The sequence below is a fragment of the Alteribacter keqinensis genome (assembly GCF_003710255.1).
Taxonomy (GTDB): Bacteria; Bacillota; Bacilli; order Bacillales; family Salisediminibacteriaceae; genus Alteribacter; species Alteribacter keqinensis.
In genome coordinates this window covers 1227618-1246816 of the sequence record NZ_RHIB01000001.1, presented here as the reverse complement: position 1 = coordinate 1246816, position 19199 = coordinate 1227618, and the positions used below count along the sequence as shown (strand labels likewise).

The 19199-nt window shown below is 43.2% G+C and carries 15 protein-coding genes and 1 pseudogene; 13 read left to right on the top strand and 3 right to left on the bottom strand.

Translation table 11 applies throughout. From position 1 onward, the window contains the following. Positions 1-18: 18 nt before the first annotated feature. From mutS to hfq, 5 genes are read left to right on the top strand one after another with little or no spacing between them, the layout of a single operon-like run. A complete protein-coding gene (mutS, locus tag EBO34_RS06115; RefSeq protein WP_122897026.1) occupies positions 19-2667 on the top strand; it encodes a DNA mismatch repair protein MutS in 2649 nt (882 codons plus the stop codon). A gap of 19 nt (positions 2668-2686) precedes the next feature. Continuing rightward, a complete protein-coding gene (mutL, locus tag EBO34_RS06110) occupies positions 2687-4585 on the top strand; it encodes a DNA mismatch repair endonuclease MutL (RefSeq protein WP_122897025.1) in 1899 nt (632 codons plus the stop codon). 27 nt (positions 4586-4612) lie between these two features. Continuing rightward, entirely contained in the window at positions 4613-5419 is an 807-nt protein-coding gene (locus EBO34_RS06105) for a class I SAM-dependent methyltransferase (protein WP_122897024.1), read from the top strand. Between the two features lie 7 nt (positions 5420-5426). After that, positions 5427-6374 carry a tRNA (adenosine(37)-N6)-dimethylallyltransferase MiaA gene (gene miaA / locus EBO34_RS06100; protein WP_283234583.1) on the top strand — a complete coding sequence of 316 codons (948 nt, stop codon included), beginning with the start codon at positions 5427-5429 and terminating at the stop codon, positions 6372-6374. Between the two features lie 34 nt (positions 6375-6408). Further along, positions 6409-6639: an RNA chaperone Hfq gene (gene hfq / locus EBO34_RS06095; protein WP_122897022.1), complete on the top strand. Its 231-nt coding sequence runs from the start codon at positions 6409-6411 to the stop codon at positions 6637-6639. A 102-nt stretch (positions 6640-6741) separates the two neighbouring features. On the opposite strand, the gene EBO34_RS06090 is transcribed toward hfq, so the two are convergent. Beyond that, entirely contained in the window at positions 6742-7773 is a 1032-nt protein-coding gene (locus EBO34_RS06090) for a tyrosine-type recombinase/integrase (protein WP_183163740.1), read from the bottom strand. A gap of 160 nt (positions 7774-7933) precedes the next feature. Between EBO34_RS06090 and spoVK the strand changes: the two genes are divergently transcribed. The 7 genes and pseudogenes from spoVK (at position 7934) to EBO34_RS06055 (ending at position 15428) form a co-directional block, all read left to right on the top strand. Next, positions 7934-8878 carry a stage V sporulation protein K gene (gene spoVK / locus EBO34_RS06085; RefSeq protein ID WP_122897020.1) on the top strand — a complete coding sequence of 315 codons (945 nt, stop codon included), beginning with the start codon at positions 7934-7936 and terminating at the stop codon, positions 8876-8878. A 14-nt stretch (positions 8879-8892) separates the two neighbouring features. Beyond that, positions 8893-10161 (top strand): GTPase HflX, encoded by a 1269-nt coding sequence (gene hflX / locus EBO34_RS06080; RefSeq protein ID WP_122897019.1) that lies wholly within the window; start codon positions 8893-8895, stop codon positions 10159-10161. A gap of 11 nt (positions 10162-10172) precedes the next feature. Further along, complete coding sequence (locus tag EBO34_RS06075; RefSeq protein WP_122897018.1) at positions 10173-11468, top strand: methionine gamma-lyase family protein; 1296 nt, start codon at positions 10173-10175, stop codon at positions 11466-11468. Between the two features lie 356 nt (positions 11469-11824). Further along, the gene (gene glnA / locus EBO34_RS06070) at positions 11825-13162 is read left to right on the top strand and encodes a type I glutamate--ammonia ligase (RefSeq protein ID WP_122897017.1); all 1338 of its coding nucleotides are present in this window, start codon (positions 11825-11827) and stop codon (positions 13160-13162) included. 850 nt (positions 13163-14012) lie between these two features. Then, entirely contained in the window at positions 14013-14702 is a 690-nt protein-coding gene (locus tag EBO34_RS06065) for a Ger(x)C family spore germination protein (RefSeq protein ID WP_122897016.1), read from the top strand. Between the two features lie 115 nt (positions 14703-14817). Beyond that, positions 14818-15102 (top strand): annotated as a pseudogene (locus EBO34_RS21200) (Ger(x)C family spore germination C-terminal domain-containing protein); the annotation flags it as partial. Between the two features lie 44 nt (positions 15103-15146). Continuing rightward, positions 15147-15428, top strand: coding sequence for an AbrB/MazE/SpoVT family DNA-binding domain-containing protein (locus tag EBO34_RS06055; protein ID WP_122897014.1), 282 nt, complete (start codon positions 15147-15149; stop codon positions 15426-15428). A 461-nt stretch (positions 15429-15889) separates the two neighbouring features. On the opposite strand, the gene EBO34_RS06050 is transcribed toward EBO34_RS06055, so the two are convergent. Next, the gene (locus EBO34_RS06050; protein WP_122897013.1) at positions 15890-16897 is read right to left on the bottom strand and encodes a sodium-dependent bicarbonate transport family permease; all 1008 of its coding nucleotides are present in this window, start codon (positions 16895-16897) and stop codon (positions 15890-15892) included. Positions 16898-17022: 125 nt separating this feature from the next. Continuing rightward, the gene (locus EBO34_RS06045; protein WP_122897012.1) at positions 17023-17391 is read right to left on the bottom strand and encodes a Na-translocating system protein MpsC family protein; all 369 of its coding nucleotides are present in this window, start codon (positions 17389-17391) and stop codon (positions 17023-17025) included. A 1502-nt stretch (positions 17392-18893) separates the two neighbouring features. Here EBO34_RS06045 and EBO34_RS06040 point away from each other — a divergent pair. Continuing rightward, positions 18894-19142 (top strand): hypothetical protein, encoded by a 249-nt coding sequence (locus EBO34_RS06040; protein WP_122897011.1) that lies wholly within the window; start codon positions 18894-18896, stop codon positions 19140-19142. Positions 19143-19199 lie beyond the last annotated feature (57 nt).

The following is a 19199-nucleotide window of genomic DNA, read 5'->3' as shown; positions in this document are numbered from 1 at the left end:
GCGAGCTGGAGGAAGATTATGTCGAAACAACAAACCCCGATGATAAAACAATACTTAAAGATAAAGGCAGAGTACGAGGAGGCCTTTTTATTTTTCAGATTAGGTGATTTTTACGAGCTTTTCTTTGAAGATGCGGTAAAAGCGGCCAAAGAGCTGGAGATTACGCTGACAGCGAGAGGAAAAGGGGAAGATAAAATCCCTATGTGTGGTGTTCCTTACCATGCATGCTCAGGGTACATTACCCAGCTTATCGAGAAAGGCTATAAAGTAGCTATCTGTGAACAGACAGAAGACCCGGCCCAGGCAAAAGGGGTCGTCAAGCGGGAAGTTGTCCAGCTCATTACCCCGGGAACAGTAATGGAAGGGACAACAATACAGGAGAAAGAAAACAACTATCTTCTTTCTTTGTCTGAATTTGAAGGAGGCCAGTTCGGCCTGGCTGCCGCTGATTTAACAACAGGGGAGGTACGTGTCACCTGTACCGAATCGCTGTACGACGTGATTCATGAAGCAGCCTCCTACACACCAAAGGAAATTGTCATACCTCCTGCTTTTCCTGAAGAGAGACGAAAGCGTATTTCCCATATCCTTCATGTCACGTTTTCTGAAGAAAGCAGTACGGCAAGTGTTGGCGAAATGACACGTCTCGTTCACAATATTGAGGACGAAAAACATAGATTAACCGTTGTTAGACTATTAAACTATCTGTACAGAACAAAAAAGCGGTCACTTGACCATTTGCAGCCAGCCGCCTTTTATTTTGCAAAAGATTTTATGAAGCTTGACGTACACTCCAAAAGAAACCTTGAACTGACCGAGACGATCCGGGAAAAAAAGAAACACGGATCTCTTTTATGGCTGTTGGATAAAACCGTTACTGCAATGGGAGGAAGACTCCTTAAACAATGGATTGAGCGGCCCCTGCTTGATAAAAACCAGATCGAGAACCGCCTTGGTTTTGTAGAAGTATTAATGGACCGTTTTTTTGAGCGGGAAGAATTAAAAGAAAATCTCCGGGATGTTTATGATCTTGAACGCCTTTCCGGAAAGGTTTCGTTCGGCAATGTGAATGCCCGTGATCTGATTCAGCTGAAAAAATCACTGGAGCGGGTCCCGGCGATATTTGAAACCGTCCACCGTCTTGAGCACTCCTATGCTGATCAGTTAATGGCTGGTGTAGACCGCTGTACGGAACTTCAGCAGCTCCTGGAGAAGAGCCTCATGAACGAGCCTGGTATTTCCATAACCGAAGGGGGCATGATCCGGGACGGATACAACAGTCAGCTTGATGAATACCGGGATGCCATGAAAAATGGAAAGTCATGGATTGCGGCTCTTGAACAGAAAGAGCGCCAGGAAACCGGAATTAAGTCGTTAAAAGTAGGATTTAATAAAGTTTTCGGATACTATATCGAAGTCACGAGAGCCAATGCCTCCTCCCTTCCGGAAGGGCGCTATGAGAGAAAGCAGACCCTTTCAAACGCAGAGCGGTTTATTACGCCTGAATTGAAAGAGAAAGAAGCATTGATCCTTGAAGCCGAAGAAAAGAGCGGAAAGCTTGAATATGAACTGTTTCTGTCTGTAAGAGAAGAGGTTAAAGGATATATTGCCAAGTTGCAGAAACTCGCAAAGGTCATTAGTACATTTGATGTGCTCCAAAGCTTTGCCGAAGTTAGCGAAGACAATCACTTTACCCGTCCGGACCTTAGCAGTGAAGGGACAGTAGACATAGTGGACGGACGTCACCCTGTGGTGGAAAAAGTCATAGAGCAGGGCGATTACGTACCAAACGACATTAAACTGGACGAGCGAAGCGGGATGCTTTTAATTACCGGTCCGAATATGGCAGGTAAAAGTACGTATATGAGGCAGCTTGCCCTGTGTTCAGTCATGATGCAGATTGGATGTTACGTTCCTGCATCCAGAGCAACGCTCCCTGTGTTTGATCAGATCTTTACACGGATCGGAGCGGCCGATGACCTTGCTTCGGGACAAAGTACGTTTATGGTTGAAATGATGGAAACAAAGCATGCTGTTTCAAAAGCCACGGATCAGAGTCTGATTCTCCTCGATGAGATCGGACGGGGGACGTCAACTTATGACGGAATGGCCCTGGCACAGGCGATAATGGAATATATTCATAATGAAATCGGTGCGAAGACTCTTTTCTCAACCCACTATCATGAACTGACTGCTCTCGAAAGTGAGCTTGATAAACTCAAGAATGTTCACGTTTCCGCTTCTGAAGAAGACGGTGAAGTCGTTTTTCTTCACAAAGTAGTAGACGGCTCCGCAGACCGGAGCTACGGCATTTATGTGGCACAGCTTGCAGAACTTCCGGAGAAACTCATCGAGAGGGCTAAAGTGATTCTTGAAGAGCTTGAAAACACAGACAATAAAGAGGTTTTACCTGAGAAAGTACCTGTTGCAGCAGGTATCCTGGAAACAGAAAGTGCCCCATCTTCCGTAAATGAAGATCAGGGTCAGCTGGCGTTGTTTGACAGTACGCTGTTTAAGGACGAAAAAAAGGCTGAAAAACGTAACAGGGAACTGTCGAAAAAAGAGAAGGACGTAATTAAGGAACTTGAATCCATGGACCTTTTGCACGTCACGCCATTTGAGGCGATTCAAGCCATTCATCAATTGCAGCAAAAGCTGAGGAAGTAACGAAGGGAGGAACCCGGAGATGGGAATCATTCGGAAGCTGGACGACCAGCTGTCCAACAAAATAGCGGCAGGGGAAGTGGTGGAACGTCCTGCATCTGTTGTAAAGGAATTGGTGGAAAACGCCATTGATGCAGACAGTACTCAGATCCGTGTTGACCTCTCTGAAGGTGGACTGGCTTCCATCCGCGTGCTGGATAACGGGAAGGGCATAGAAGAAGATGACCTGGAAACGGCTTTTTTCAGGCATGCCACAAGTAAGATCAAAAATGACAGAGACCTCTTTCATATCTCAACTCTTGGATTTCGCGGAGAGGCACTGCCGAGTATTGCTTCAGTCAGCCATCTGACACTTACAACAAGTACGGGAGAAGGGGAAGGGCGGTTTATTTCCTTCCAGGGCGGTAAAACGACAGACAAAGGAAAAGCACCGGCAAGAAAAGGAACGGAAGTAACCGTTGAAAACTTATTTTTCAACACTCCTGCAAGACTCAAGTACCTGCGAACAATCCATACAGAACTGGGACATACAACAGATGTAATAAACCGTCTTGCCCTCGCACACCCGGGGATCAGCTTTGAGCTGTATCATAATGAGAAAACTCTTATAAAAACGAACGGAAACAATGACCGCCTCAGGGTGATTGCTTCGATCTACGGAACCGAAGTGGCAAAAAACATGCTTAAGGTAGAGGCTTCCTCCCTGGACTTTTCCGTGGAAGGCTATATTGCCAAGCCTGAAATCACCAGGTCAAACCGGTCGTATATCTCTCTATTAATCAATGGCCGTTTTGTAAAAAACTTTGCGGTTTCAAGAGCGATTCACGAAGGCTATCATACGCTTCTTCCTGTCGGGCGTCACCCTGTGGTTGTCCTGAGTGTCACGATGGATCCGATCCTTATTGATGTGAACGTCCATCCGTCAAAACTTGAAGTAAGGCTCAGTAAAGAGCAGGAGCTTACTGAACTGATTGCAAAAACAATTAAAGATACGTTTAAAAAAACCACTCTTATACCTGATGTTAAAAAGACACCTGCCCGTAAACAAAAAAGTGAACAAGTACCCCTGCGCTTTTCAGGAGCTGCGAAAAATCCGGTCATGAAAAGCCATCAGGAAGAGGTAAGCGATAAACCGGTTATCCGTAATGATGAAGAACCTAAGCCCGAGCTTGAAACAGAAACCTTGCTTGAGCCGTTGGAACCAAAAAGACAGGAACCTGAACCTCATCCTGCAGAGCCGCAGATCACCACTCCTGAAGTAAAAATACAGGCAGAACAGGTAAGAGAAACGGTGTCAGGGCATGCAGAGGAAACAAAAGCAAAAGAGGATGCCGACGGTCTCATGCCGACACTGTATCCGATCGGGCAGCTGCACGGCACATATATTATGGCCCAGAATGATGAGGGGCTTTATATTATTGACCAGCATGCCGCCCAGGAAAGGATTAAATATGAATACTTCCGGGAAAAAGTCGGGGAAGTGGACCCGAGGCTGCAGGATCTTCTCGTACCGCTTACGTTTGAATTCACACAAAAAGAAGAATCTCTGATTCTGGCAAACGAAGACAGCCTTCGTGCAGTGGGGGTCATTTTAGAGCCTTTTGGGCAGCGGACTTATTTACTCCGGGCTCATCCGGTATGGCTCCCAAAGGGAGAGGAAGAATCACTTCTTCGTGAAATGATTGATCTTGTGATTGACGGGAAGGCTGTGGATGTTGCCAAAATGCAAGAAGAAGCGGCCATCCTCATGTCTTGCAAAGCTGCGATTAAAGCGAACCGCTATTTAAGACAAGATGAGATGTACAAGCTTCTTGAGACATTGCGTACATGCGAAGAGCCTTATACATGTCCCCACGGAAGACCGATCGTTCTTCATTTTTCAACGTATGAAATGGAAAGAATGTTCAAGCGGATCATGTAAGAGAAAACCTGGAGAGAGTGGACAAATATGATCGTAACGACAGCGCCGAAAGCCACAGAAATCATGATTAAAAACGCATCTGAAGCAGCTCGCGTATTTGGTGCGGAATTCCGGCCGAGAGGGCGGGATTCTGTAAGTAACATGCTGAAAAAAGTCAATGAACCTGTCCTCATTGCAGAAGCGAACCGGCTTATTTATTACAAAGACCTGAATACAGAACCGTTTTTTTACCACCCAAACTCCGCTATGTTCAGGGCGAAGTCGTATTTAAAGACAAAAAAAGACCCTTTTATAAATGCATGCGGACTTAAAAACGGTATGAGTGTAGCGGATATGACCCTCGGACTTGGGAGTGATACAGTCCTCGCAAGTTTAGCTGTGGGGAAAACTGGGAAAGTTTTCGGTACAGAAGCAAATCCAGTCATCAGCTACATTTTAAAGGAGGGGCTTCGTACTTATCAGACCAATCATGATTTGATTAATCAAGCTATGCGGCGGATAAAGGTGATGAACCGGCATCACCTGGATTGGCTTGCTGAACAGCCGGATTCGAGTGTGGATGTCGTTTATTTTGATCCGATGTTTGAAGAGGATGTAAAAGGATCACCGGGCATTCTTCCTTTGAAGCATCTTGCATTAAGTTCCCCGGAGGATGGATCGTCCTTTTTGAAAGTGCTGTCGGAGGCGAAAAGAGTTGCAAAGGTTTGCGTTGTATTAAAGGACCACTACCGCTCCCGGAGATTTGAGGAAGGTTCCTTTACTGTATCTGTACGCCCCTCGGCAACTTATCATTTTGGGGTATGGGAAAAATCAAGAGATGGCATAATGGATTAACAGACGGGTGAAAAACATGGAAAAAAAAGAAATAGTTGTTTTAGCAGGACCAACGGCTGTAGGAAAAACAGCCGCCAGCATCTCCCTTGCGAAGGCATTTAATGGAGAAATCATCAGTGGTGACTCCATGCAGATATACAAAGGGATGGATATTGGTACGGCAAAAATCACAGAAGAAGAAAAACAGGGAATAAAGCACCACCTTCTGGACTTTAAAGACCCCCGGGATTCTTTCTCTGTGCAGGAATTTCAGGAATGTGCCACCTGTTTGATTGATCACATTCACAGTCAGGGAAAAATCCCTTTTCTTGTTGGTGGAACAGGTCTTTATGTGAGTTCGGTCATTTACGGATATGAATTTTCGGATGTAAAAGAAGATGCAGGTTTTCGTGAACGGATGGAAGCGTTCGCCAGAAAACACGGGGCAGAGGCACTTCATGAGAAATTGAAAGATGCAGATCCCAAGAGTTATGAAGCGATTCATCCAAACAATGTCCGGAGAGTCATCAGAGCACTTGAAGTTTATGAGACAACCGGGGTTCCTTTCAGTGAAAAAGGAACAGCACAAAAGGAATCTCCATATGATGTCACCCTCATCGGTCTTATGATGGAAAGAGAAAAGCTTTATGAGAGAATTGATTACCGGGTGGATCTGATGATGGAACAGGGACTTCTTGATGAAGTGAAGCGGCTTTATGACAGCGGAGTAAGAGACTGTCAGTCGGTCCAGGCAATCGGCTATAAAGAAATTTACGCATACCTGGAGGGGCGCATGACCCTTGAAGAAGCGGTGAGCGCACTTAAGCAGAATTCAAGACGTTACGCAAAGCGCCAGCTTACCTGGTTTCGTAATAAGATGGACATTACCTGGTTTGACATGACACACGACGCAGAGCAAAAGGTTCGCGAAATTCATGAATTTGTAGAAGGAAAGCTGATCTTAAACAGCGAATAAGATAATTATGTCAATTCAGGGAGGTCACGAGACGATGAAGACACAAACTGTAAACATTCAGGATCAGTTTTTAAACCAGTTGCGAAAAGAAAATATTCCGGTGACGGTTTTTTTACTAAACGGCTTTCAACTTAGAGGGTTTGTAAAGAGCTTTGATAATTTTACCGTCATTTTAGATACAGATGGAAAACAGCAGCTGGTGTATAAACATGCCATTTCCACTTTCTCTCCACAGCGGAATGTGCAGTTGAACCAGGAAGGCTAATCACGTCTCGTACCATCACTCAGGTTACGATACGAAAAAGAGGGGGTTGATCCATAAGGTTTTTAGCCTTAAGGATCAGCCCCCTGATTCTTTATCTCACAATCACGGTTTTGAAAATGTGTATGTTTCAAGGATTTCCTGCCTTTTTTCGTGTGAAAGAGGAGTCAGGTCCTTTAAGTTTTCTTTTTCTTCATCGATAAAACGTGTGAAGCTTTCAATCGGCTGGGTGGTGGCAAAAGCGAGCTCTTCTTTGAGTTCTTCAGGCATGGCTCCGTCAAGAAGCCTGTGCAGAATATACGTGTTTCTGAGAGCTCTCCCGGAGAAACCCGGACCAAGACCTGCCCGGCGCATTTCCTGACGGATCATTTTTTGAACAGAAACATCAGTGAGCTTTTTCGGGGCGTCATCCTCGTAACTCCAGCGGTATGTCCCCCTCTGAAAGTCGAAACTCGCAAAAAACGGATCACGGGTCTGCCAGCGTGGTCTGACGGCCATGGGAACCGTTTGATAATATCTGTGCAGAAGACGTCTGTCATTACGCTGAAGGGTGATGGTTCTTGGTTTTCTCTTGCGGCTGAACAAATGGATAATACCGGTCTGAAAATGCACGTCTTTCATTGTGAGACCCGAGATTTCCTGAACCGTCAGGCCGTAGAACAGCATCAGGTGAATGATAGCCTGGTTGCGCTCCGAATAGAAATGTCTGTATTTCAGCTGGTGATCGGTGAGTGCGTAATCACCTGGAATGATTTTAAGCAGCTTTTTTATCTGCCGGGTTTTAAGAAAATCCCCAGCCGCTTTTTTATGGTCGATCGTGTCTCTTTGAAGATATACATCAAAAGGTGTAACCTTCTTCGGACTTGGGTTTACAAATAGGCTGTGCTGCTTTAAAACGCTCAGAATTCTTTTTATTGTAAGGATGGAATAACGTTTTATTTTGCATAAGTATAGGTAGTAGGCATCAACGGTATCCGGCGAATAGGCTTCGCTTAAGGGGATTCCTTCCTTTTGGCACCATTCGTAGAACTGAATAAGATCATACCGGTATCTTTTTACTGTACTTTCTTGCTTTTCTGAACATTCAATTGACAAAAAAGGCTCAATAATCATTTCAGTTTTCAGAACAGTGGTCATGAAGTTTCCTCCCTTGGGTGATGTTTCCATTATTATAACAAACAGAGGGATGTATTGGTAAAATCTTCGACGTCATAGGCATTTGTCACGAACTGTATATTGCTGCGTATAGTAGTGGTAAGAGAAGTATCTAACCTTACACTATAGGGTGGTGACCCCTTTGAATCAGGCGGACAGCATGAGAAAAAAAGGGCAGATTAACATCGTGCTCAAAAAACAACAGCAGGAAACCACTCCTGTGCAGACAAAAACGTTTGAAAGCCAGGAACATGCCCCATTCAAACATGTGGAGAGAGCACTCGGTGAACTGGTCGGGCTTCATACGATGAAATCATTCATAAAAGAAGTGTATGCCTGGCTTTATTTAAATAAGCGGCGTGAGGAAATGGGTCTCATCCCGAACAAACAGACGCTTCATATGGTTTTCAAAGGAAACCCGGGTACGGGAAAAACAACGGTTGCAAGACTGATAGCCACATTGTTCAGGGAGATGGGCGTGCTTGAAAAAGGGCATTTAATAGAAGCGGAACGAGCAGATCTTGTAGGAGAATATATTGGTCATACGGCACAAAAGACGAGGGATTTGATTAAAAAAGCCATGGGTGGGATACTGTTTGTGGATGAAGCCTATTCTCTTGCCCGGGGCGGAGAGAAGGACTTCGGAAAAGAAGCAATTGACACGCTTGTGAAAGCAATGGAAGATTCCCAGCATGATTTTGTCCTGATTCTTGCAGGTTATCCCAAAGAGATGGACCGTTTTTTATCTTTAAACCCGGGACTTCCCTCGCGTTTTCCCCTTAAAGTAACTTTTCCCAACTATAATGTGGAAGAGCTGATGACGATAGGGGAAAAAATGCTTGAAAAAAGACAGTACCGGCTCCATGATTCGGCAGCAGAGGAGCTTCAAAACATCCTTACACACGCCAAAGGACAGGATGTGGAGCATTTCAGTAACGGACGTTTTATACGAAATCTGATTGAAAGAGCAATCCGCTCCCAGTCAGTCCGTCTTCTTGAGGAAGAGAATTACGGCCGGGAAGCGCTCATGACACTTACTGCACGTGATTTAAGAACAGCCTATCAAAAAACCAGTGAAGGTGAATAGAAAAGAGGGGTACCGTGACAGAAAGGGCGAAAATAGATTCAGAACAAGTCATTGTCGTTGGTGTAAAAACCAGCGACATGACAGACGAGGAGTTTGAGTACCGACTGGAGGAACTTCGCGCACTGACTAAAACGGCAGGCGGGTATGTTTCTATGACACTTACTCAAAACCGTGATAATCCGGACCGGACAACCTATATTGGAAAAGGGAAAGTAGAAGAGCTGAAGATGATTCTGGAAGAAACGGAATCAGAGCTCGTCATGTTTAACGATGAATTAAGTTCTTCACAGGTGAGGAACCTTACAAAGGAACTTGATGTGAAAATCATTGACCGTACACAGCTGATTCTCGATATCTTTGCCAAGCGTGCCCAGTCAAAAGAGGGGAAACTCCAGGTGGAGCTTGCACAGCTGGGCTATCTTCTTCCACGGCTCCGGGGACAGGGACACGTTCTCTCAAGGCTCGGAGGGGGGATCGGTACAAGAGGACCCGGTGAAACGCAGCTTGAAATTGATCAGCGCCATATCCGTGACCGAATGACTGAGATCAGGCGCCAGCTCGAGCAGGTCGTTGCCCACCGCTCAAGGTACAGAGAGCGGCGAAAGCAGAATCAGACGTTCCAGATTGCCCTTGTCGGCTATACAAATGCAGGCAAATCTACAATACTAAAAGCATTGAGTCAAGCTGAGACATTAGTGGAAGATCAGTTGTTTGCGACACTTGATCCGACCACCAAGCAGATTAAGCTTCCGAGTGGTATGCATGTATTGTTGACGGACACTGTCGGATTTATCCAGCAGCTTCCCACTACACTTGTTGCTGCCTTTCGCTCCACCCTGGAGGAAGTAAAGGAAGCAGACCTGATTCTGCACGTCGTGGATGCTTCACATCCGGATTTTGTAAACCATGAAAAAACGGTAAATGATCTTCTCTCAGAGCTGGACGCAGATAAAATTCCGATGCTCAAAGTCTATAATAAGCGTGATCAGCTTGAAGGAGATTTCTTTCCTGCCGGTGATGCTCCGTCAGCTCTTATATCAGCTCATATTAAAGAAGACCTGGACAGGCTCAGGGACAAAATCGAAGCATCTATGGAAAAAGAATTCGCGCCTTATTACGTTCATATCGAAGCGTGGGAAGGAAAGTGGCTTCACCGCCTGAAGGAAGAAACGATTCTGGTCGAAAGAACATTTGATGAAGAAAATGAACGTTACATTGTAAGAGGATACGCTTCTCCTCAGTCTTCTATTTACCACGAATTAAAGAAAAAGAGTACCAGCTAAAGGAGAAAGAAATGGATACATACAACAAAGAAAATCATAAGGCGATTAAACGGTTGTCGGATAATGCAATAAAAGAATTAAGACCGCATTTTTTAAAGCGGGATGAAATCAGTGAAGGAAACCAGCGGAAAGTGATGGCAAGCTTTAAAAAGCACCAGATTTCAGACTTTCATTTTCACGGATCGACGGGTTACGGCTATGACGATACAGGGCGGGACACCCTTGAGAAAGTGTATGCAGATGTTTTCGGAGCGGAAGCAGGCCTTGTGCGCCCTCAAATTGTATCCGGGACACATGCCATCAGTACGGCACTGTTCGGTGTGTTAAGACCAGGGGATGAGCTGCTGTACATCACAGGCGATCCTTATGACACCCTCGAGGAAGTCATCGGGTTGAGAGGTGAAGCAAGCGGGTCGTTAAAAGACTTTGGTATCACATATGCCTCTGTCGCTCTGAAAGAAGGAAAGACAGACCCTGAAAAGATTAAGTCTTCCATTACTAAGAAGACAAAAGTAATCGGCATCCAGCGCTCATGCGGATATGCTGACCGTCCATCCTTCTTCGTTGAGGAAATAAAGGCAATGATTGATCTTGTCAAAGACATCAACCCGGACCTGGTTGTTTTTGTTGATAACTGTTACGGAGAATTTGTTGAAACGATCGAACCTTGTAATGTGGGGGCAGACCTTATGGCAGGGTCCCTTATAAAAAACCCCGGGGGAGGAATTGTTAAAACCGGGGGTTACCTGGTCGGCCGCACGGACCTGATCGATCAGTGTGCAAACCGGCTCGCTGCCCCGGGAATCGGAAGTGAAGGCGGAGCATCTCTGTACAGCCTGCTTGAAATGTATCAGGGGTTCTTCCTGGCCCCCCACGTAGTTAACCAGGCTGTTAAAGGAGCGATGTTTACTTCAAAACTTCTGGAAGAGGCAGGAATGGTAACGACGCCTCACTGGACTGAAGAACGTACGGATTTGATTCAGAGCGTGACATTTCCAAACCGGGAGATGATGGTAGCTTTCTGCCAGGCAATCCAGGGGGCATCACCGGTAGATGCGCACGTCATGCCCCAGCCCAGCTACATGCCCGGATATGCAGATGACGTCATTATGGCTGCAGGAACGTTTATACAGGGTGCAAGTATTGAACTCTCGGCAGACGGGCCCCTGAGAGCTCCGTACAGAGCTTACGTTCAGGGAGGCCTCACATTTGAGCATGTGAAAATCGGCGTTTCCGAAGCACTGCTTTCTTTAATGGAGCAAAATCTTTTGACATTAAACGATAAAAAAACGATTAACGGCCAGTGAGAAAGGGTAGGGATATATATGTCCCTGTCCTTTTTCCTTTTGTATGCAGACATGAACCGGCATACATAATAACCCGGTATTGATCCGGGTTATCTATTTGAATTAGTTTGTCAGATTATCTGACAACATCTCACACAAAGGAATAAATTTTGTATAGGATAGAATTATCAAAGGAGAGCGAGGTGTTTTGACCTACTATCATTCTTCATAATACGACAAAGTTTTAAGAGGATCCGGGTCAAACATTAGAGCATAGAAACAGACATTCTTGCTCATCCTTAAAGGGACAATTACAATAACAACTTAGGAAGCAACGCCCGCAACCAGCGGGAAATTCAAGGAGGAGATTAGTTACTATGGGAAGCAGATTTTCTAGAGAAGACATTATGAAAATGGCTGATGAAGAAAACGTACGATTTATCAGACTGCAGTTCACTGACTTACTTGGTATTATCAAAAACGTAGAGATCCCGGTGGACCAGCTGACTAAAGCGCTGGATAACCTTATGATGTTTGACGGATCTTCCATTGAAGGTTTCGTTCGAATCGAAGAATCCGATATGTATCTGTATCCGGATCTTGATACATGGGTCATCTTCCCGTGGACTCCTGAAAAGGGTAAAGTTGCCCGTTTAATCTGTGACATTTATAACCCGGACGGTACACCGTTTGAAGGTGATCCGCGTGGTGTGCTAAAGCGAGTACTTAAAGACGCTGAAGATTTAGGATTTAGTGACTTTAACATCGGCCCGGAGCCGGAGTTCTTCCTGTTTAAGAACGATGAAAACGGTGAGCCGACGCTGGAGCTTAATGATAAAGGCGGATACTTTGACCTTGCTCCGACAGATCTTGGTGAAAACTGCCGTCGCGACATCGTGCTTGAGCTTGAGGACATGGGCTTTGAAATTGAAGCATCCCACCACGAGGTTGCCCCCGGCCAGCACGAAATCGACTTTAAATACGCTGATGCAATCACAACATGTGATAACATCCAGACGTTTAAGCTTGTAGTTAAAACAATTGCCCGTAAACACGGACTTCACGCAACGTTCATGCCAAAGCCGCTGTTCGGTGTTAACGGTAACGGAATGCACGCAAACATGAGTTTATTTAAAGGCAAAGAAAATGTCTTCTTTGACGAAAGTACAGATACGCAGTTAAGTGAAACAGCGATGCAGTTTCTTGCAGGAATCCTGAAGCACGCGACAGCGTATACTGCTCTTACTAACCCGACAGTAAACTCTTATAAGCGTCTTGTTCCAGGCTACGAGGCACCTTGTTACGTTGCATGGTCCATGCGTAACCGTTCACCGCTTGTGCGTATTCCTTCCTCCCGCGGTCTGAGCACGCGAGTAGAAGTGCGAAGCCCGGACCCGGCGGCAAACCCTTACCTTGCCATTGCAGCAATGCTTGCAGCTGGTCTTGACGGCATCCGTCACAAGATGACACCACCTGCAGCTACTGACAGCAACATCTATGCAATGGATAGGCCTGAACGTGAAAAAGAAGGAATCGACTCCCTCCCGGCAACATTGAAAGAGGCGATCGACAATCTTCAGTCCAGCGAAGTAATGCAAAAAGCCCTTGGCGGTCACGCCCTCGAGCACTTTGTTGAAGCAAAGGAAATCGAGTGGGATATGTTCCGTACGCAAGTGCACCCATGGGAGCGCGAACAATATATGTCGCTTTATTAAAGGCTGGAACCCTTGGCACCACTGGTGTCAAGGGTTTTTCTGTTTGGTCGTTATCGATTAAAAATATATTAATAATCGATAACGACCAAAAAACGACCAAAATAATTTTCAATACATTGTAGCGTGGATGATTTCAACTGTGCGCTTGCTGTAGTCCTGACCCACTAAGTGATTATTTGTATGAATTGCTACAGGTAAGCCCTACGCTGAAGCTCATCATATTGTCTCGATTCCAGGCTGGGTTGAGGTCACGTTTTCCCAACTGAAGAGAATACTATGTTATTCCCCCATGCTAGCGGAGTAGGTGTTAGTATACCCATGTCAAGATCTCCTTTCTTTAAAAAGCTGCAAAAACAGATATTTCATTCTATGAATGATTCGGTCATTTGACAGGTACTCCACGGCAAATAATAAACGGCAACTGACCCTTCCTGTATTCTCTTAGACTTATTCCCCTGACTTTCTTTTGGATCGGAGCGGGACTTGATTGAACCCGGCCTTTCTGTTCGCTGGTTTTTGTTTGGTCAATAGCCATTTCTTTGACCAAGTTCTGTTAAGGTTTTCATTGAGATGTTACCGGAGTCGCTTGAGTTTATTAGGATGTTGACCTGTAAGTGAGGTTGACTATGATCCGTTATTTACATAAGAAGGGTTTACTGAGAGCGTGATTCTATGAACATGAATGAAGGGCAGTATCTGTTATAAAAGATAATGTCCGCAGAATCGTCTCAGATATTACCAAAAGCAATGGGAACGATCATTGGTTACACAAGCTTATTTTTTGCTATTTTCATCCCAGTTATTTTATTAGCCATATCAATGATTAGAGGGTTGAGAGAAGGTGCAAAAAGTGATTAAGAAAATAAAATACATGCTTGTAGCTGGTTTATTGATCTTTTTGACTGGATGCTGGGACAGTAATGACATTGACGAACTTTCCATTGTATTAGGAATGGGGATTGATAAATCTGAGAACGACAAGGAACCGATTAGATATACCAGTCAAATTGCGCGTTCTGTCAGCAACTCTGATTATGTTTCAGACCAACTCCCTTTTGAAAATGTATCACTCACAGGCAATGCTATTCATGAGATAATAAGAGACCTGTCATTAGAATTGGCCCATCCCATTTTTGCTCAACACATAAAGGTAATCATACTTAATGAAAGTATTGCTCAAGAGAATAGGATGTCTGATCTTTTGAACCAAGTTTTGCGGGATAACGTATCCCGACTGAGTCCGACCGTATATATAACAAGCGGGAAAGCTCAAAGTATTTTAGAGGTGAGCAGAAACGAAGATATTCCAAGCTCCTATATTGAAGGAATTAAGGGTAATAGAGCACGTACCATGGGCTTGGTCCAAGAGATGGGAGTTGGAGATGTAGCGGGAAAACTCAGTTCTAACTCAAGCTTTCTTTTGCAAAATATTGATGTCATCGATGGAAAAATAAAAATGAATGGAGCCGGTGTAATTAAAGGGCATGAACAAAAATTAATTGGCTTTTTAAATAAGGAAGAAGTAGAGGGAATAAACTAGGTTACAGGAAATAGTGAAGGGGGACTTGTAAAAGTACAACGAAAATGAGAATGTAATCATTTATGAGATCCAATCATTGCACTCTACAATCAAGCCCTAATGGGAAAACAGTAATGCTTCTTTCCACGTAGAAATTAAATCAGAAGGCTGGATATCTGAAGATTGGTCTTATCAAGATAACGCATTTAAAGAAAAGAAACTGGAGAAAGTAGAACGGTTGACCGAAGCCAAAGTCGAAGAATTTATGAATCAGGCCATGAATAAGATGCAGCAAGAATATAAGACGGATGCGGCCGGGTTCCGTGATCCATTTAGAATCAAATATCCAAAGGAATGGGAAAAAATTCGGATTGGGATCAATACTTTGCCCAGGCTCCCATTACCTATGACGTTGAGATAAACGTCACAAATTTTGGGGCTGCAGGATCTAAAAAATAATTATGGATTTCGTATATCATTACTCTATGGGAAGGAAGAATTGTTATCCCTAAGGAACTACGGCGGATATTGGATATCAATATTAAGGATCCGGTTGAGATTTTTACAGATAACGAAAAAATCATTCTGCAGAAATACAAAGCGAATATGACGTGTGATGTTACCAGTGAGATTACTGACAATAACGAATCCTTTTTGGACGGGAAGCTGGTGCTCAGTCCGAAAGGAAAGAACGCCTTAGTTAACGAAATAACCCTTTCTCTCCCCTCTTTTTATAAATTGCTATAAAAAGACTGTTAACAAAGTTAACTTTATAGAGGCGGTACTATGAAGAAAAGTGTGGAGATGGTGGTGCTGCGTATGCCGTTCTTAGAAGACGTTTCTGAAGAAAAGGAGACCGTTTTTAAAAACGGCCGGTTTATAAGGTTATTTGAGAAATTTTGCTGGATCCTATATTAAACTGAATAAAAAACTAGAAAACATATATTAGGAAGTGGAGAGGAAAATGGAACAAAATCTAGTTTTATTTGTTGATAGCAGCAGAGTTGATAGACTAGAAAACAATGATAATAGAAAAAAGGCAGGCAAAGCCTATATTATTTTTCGGTGAGAGGTATGGAAGATTGAAAAGGCGGCGAGCCCCCCAGCGGGTTTCAAGCTGGAGGGAGGGACTCGCCAAGGTTCTTCTCTCGGGATCACTCCGTGGATACTGTTTAATTTAAACAGAAGATTTACCAGGCACTGTCACCCTAGTGCAGCCACTTAGCAATTTCGTAGTAAACAGGTATGCCGATAATCAGGTTGAAAGGAAAAGTGACTCCTAAGGCTACACCTAAATAAATAGAAGGATTTGCTTCAGGTACAGAAGTTTTTAATGCAGCCGGCGCAGCTATATAAGATGCACTTCCTGCAATAACCCCCATTAGTGCAGACCCTCCTGGTGACAAACCGATCACACTGCCGGCAATTACCCCTAAACTGCCAAAAAGAAGAGGCGTCAATAATCCGAACATTAACAGTTTTACACCGTGCTTTTTAACTTCAGGAAGGCGCTGACCCACAACCAGGCCCATGTAGAGTAAAAATATAATCAATACACTGCTGTATAAATCCATAAATAAGGGTTGAACCATTGGAATTGCCCGGGTACCGAGAACCAGGCCGATTATTAAACTGCCGAGAAGAAGTAATATGCTTTTCCCGAAGAGACTTTCCCTTATGATTTCTCTGTCAATGAATCTTCCGGGTGTTGCAATAATTCCAAGCCTTGGTGAGGAAAATGCAGGTATTGTTTCGTTTTTCTCCATCATTTTAAGTAACACAATAGATACTAAGATTGCAGGGCTTTCCATCAGGACCACCATTGCATTCATAAATCCTTCATACGCGGCACCGCTTTTTTCAAGAAAGGAGACAGCTGCACCAAAGCTTACAATACTGGTAGATCCGTAAGTCGCTGCCAGTCCAATAGAATTCTTCAGATCCATTTTCATTAACCGTGTAATAAAAAGGGTTATAAAGGGGATTGTGACTCCCAGACATAAGGTTGCGATAATCGGCGCAACGACATCGTTAACAGAGTAATGAGAAAGTTCAATTCCTCCTTTTATGCCGATGGCAATTAAAAGATATATACTTAATCCTTCGCCAATTCCTTTGGGAAACGCCAAATCCGATTTAACTAAAGAAGCAAAAATTCCTAAAGCAAAAAATAATACTACAGGTGACAATAAATTCTGAATGATGATTTCTGACATATCGTACCTCCTCGTTTTTCAATAAAAAAACCGGCAATTCCAGAATTTTAAACGGATCGGACCGCTAATTCTGAAAGTTGCCGGTTTTCCTTCAACTAACCATCAGGTTTTTTGAAGAACTCCCATTATTGTGTTAGTTTTTTCTCGTAAATATTGTAAAGCCTGAACACCATGACCCTCTCGCCTGTGCGCGTGCTGATATCTGTATGAAAACTTTTAACTTCCTGTTCCGTTATATTCAGAATGATATTCATTAATTCCTTCTGGCCCGACTCTACTAAATCAAACCGGAATCTTTTTACTGAGAGCATACCTTCAGTTGTTTCACAAAGGGAAAACTCAGCCGGTGTTAAGACTCCCTGAAGAGTAACAATAATCATATCCCTTAAAATATCGGTTTTCACAGAGACTGATCCGCGCCCAAGGTAATCTTTTTCCCACTGGGTTAATGCTTTACTTATTTCAGACTCAATCGTTCCTTTTGTCCTTTTCATAACTGACCTCCTTAAAAAAAATCAGTATACCCCCTGCCCGAAAATCCGGAGAGAATATACCGATTCACATTATCCCAGTCTTCATGATGTTCAAGGCTGTCTTTTTCATACAGCCCATCAGTAACATGAACAGTATGCTAAAGCATCCTTTAATGAAGTTTGAAATAAATATCTCTCGATTATTCAATTAAGATAAATTTACCTCTGGAAATACAATATGTCAACATTCAAATCTATTCACCGATCCTAAAAACCGGGAGTCTGTTCTTTTAACTATATTAAATTACCCTGAGGTCTTTGGAAACATTTACGTCTTATGGAAGGTGCCTTCAATTATGATTGTTGAGTCAATTATATAGAACACTCCCCCACTCCGGTTAAAACATATTAAGTCTGGAACAAAGGGAATGTGTCCCAAGCTTATTCTGCTTTTTTAAGGGAAATCATCCGGGGAGAGGTTAAGGAGAAGGAGTCAGGGATCATGAAAAAAATGAAGTTTTGCTTTAGCAATTCTCAACTTTTATACGAATGAAGCAACCGATGCGCCAGTAATACTATACAATAATAATTTCACTCGTCCTTCTTTTTGGCCTGGGATTTGTTTTGTTTTGGGTCTGAAAACCTTTCAGAAAAAATTCATCAGTTGTAAGCAGGTGATCATAAATAGTAACAGGTTTAACCTACACATCGCCTAAGAAAGAAGAATGGATTAACTTTGCGTGAAATTCTTATTTCACTAAATTTGAAAACGGATTAACTGAATTTGTTTATCAATCAAGGATTTGTCTTTATTGCTCACTTTATTACTATCCCTAGTGTTTGTGTTGTTTTTACTATATGTGAAGAATGAAAAAACGACCAAAGGAACGACCAAAAAACGACCAAATAAATATGAAATGATATGATCTTTCTTGAAATGTCATAAAAATAAAATCCGATTAAATCAACGTTCTTGATAAGCTTTGATAAGTTTTGACTCTGAAAGATATGTTCCGTACGCAAGTGCACCCATGGGAGCGCGAGCAGTACATGAGCTTGTACTAAAATGTGAAACCCCAGAGCCTCAACGGTTCTGGGGTTTTATTTTTGGTCGTGCATACTGTGCAGTCAACTGATAAGAAATTTGAGATTTCCTTGATTTTTCTATTTTCTGAGATCCTATATAGCTGAGGAAAATATTTTTCAAGCTGTATCTCATTTCAAAGTTATGGACGGTCATGGTAGACTTTTAGTCAAAATTATATTGCTTGATTTCTTTTTTGTCTTCATTAATTCTTATTCTCCTTTTCACATCAATAATGATTATAGATTTAATAATTCAATTTCTATAAAGAAATTTTTTTATGTATGTAGAGGCAATTTATTTTTAGAAGAGTGAGTTGGGCTTTATTTAATTCAATACCCTGATTTGAAGAAGAATCCTCTTATACAGTCAGACAACAGCTCCAGGCAACGAATCATTAAGTGGACAGGAAAATCATCTGGGAAGAAGGAGACATTCAATGAATAAAACATATTTTAAAGTAAAGTCAGCGCAGAACGCAGATAAAGAGCTTGTTATGAGAGGAGAAAGCGGATCAAATATGATTCCGGAATACCGCCAGGGGTACGGTACGCCCCTTGAGGACCGGGATGAAGCTTTCAGACTTGCGAAAGAACAAGTGGGCTATGTCATTGAAGTGAATGAGAAAATTATCGGCGGCTGGGGATTTGTAGACGACTCCGGTGATGTGAGTTATAAGAAGAACTAATACATAAACAGGTTTTGTCTTCTTTTCTTAGGGTTATACTATTGTAGGCCCAATTTG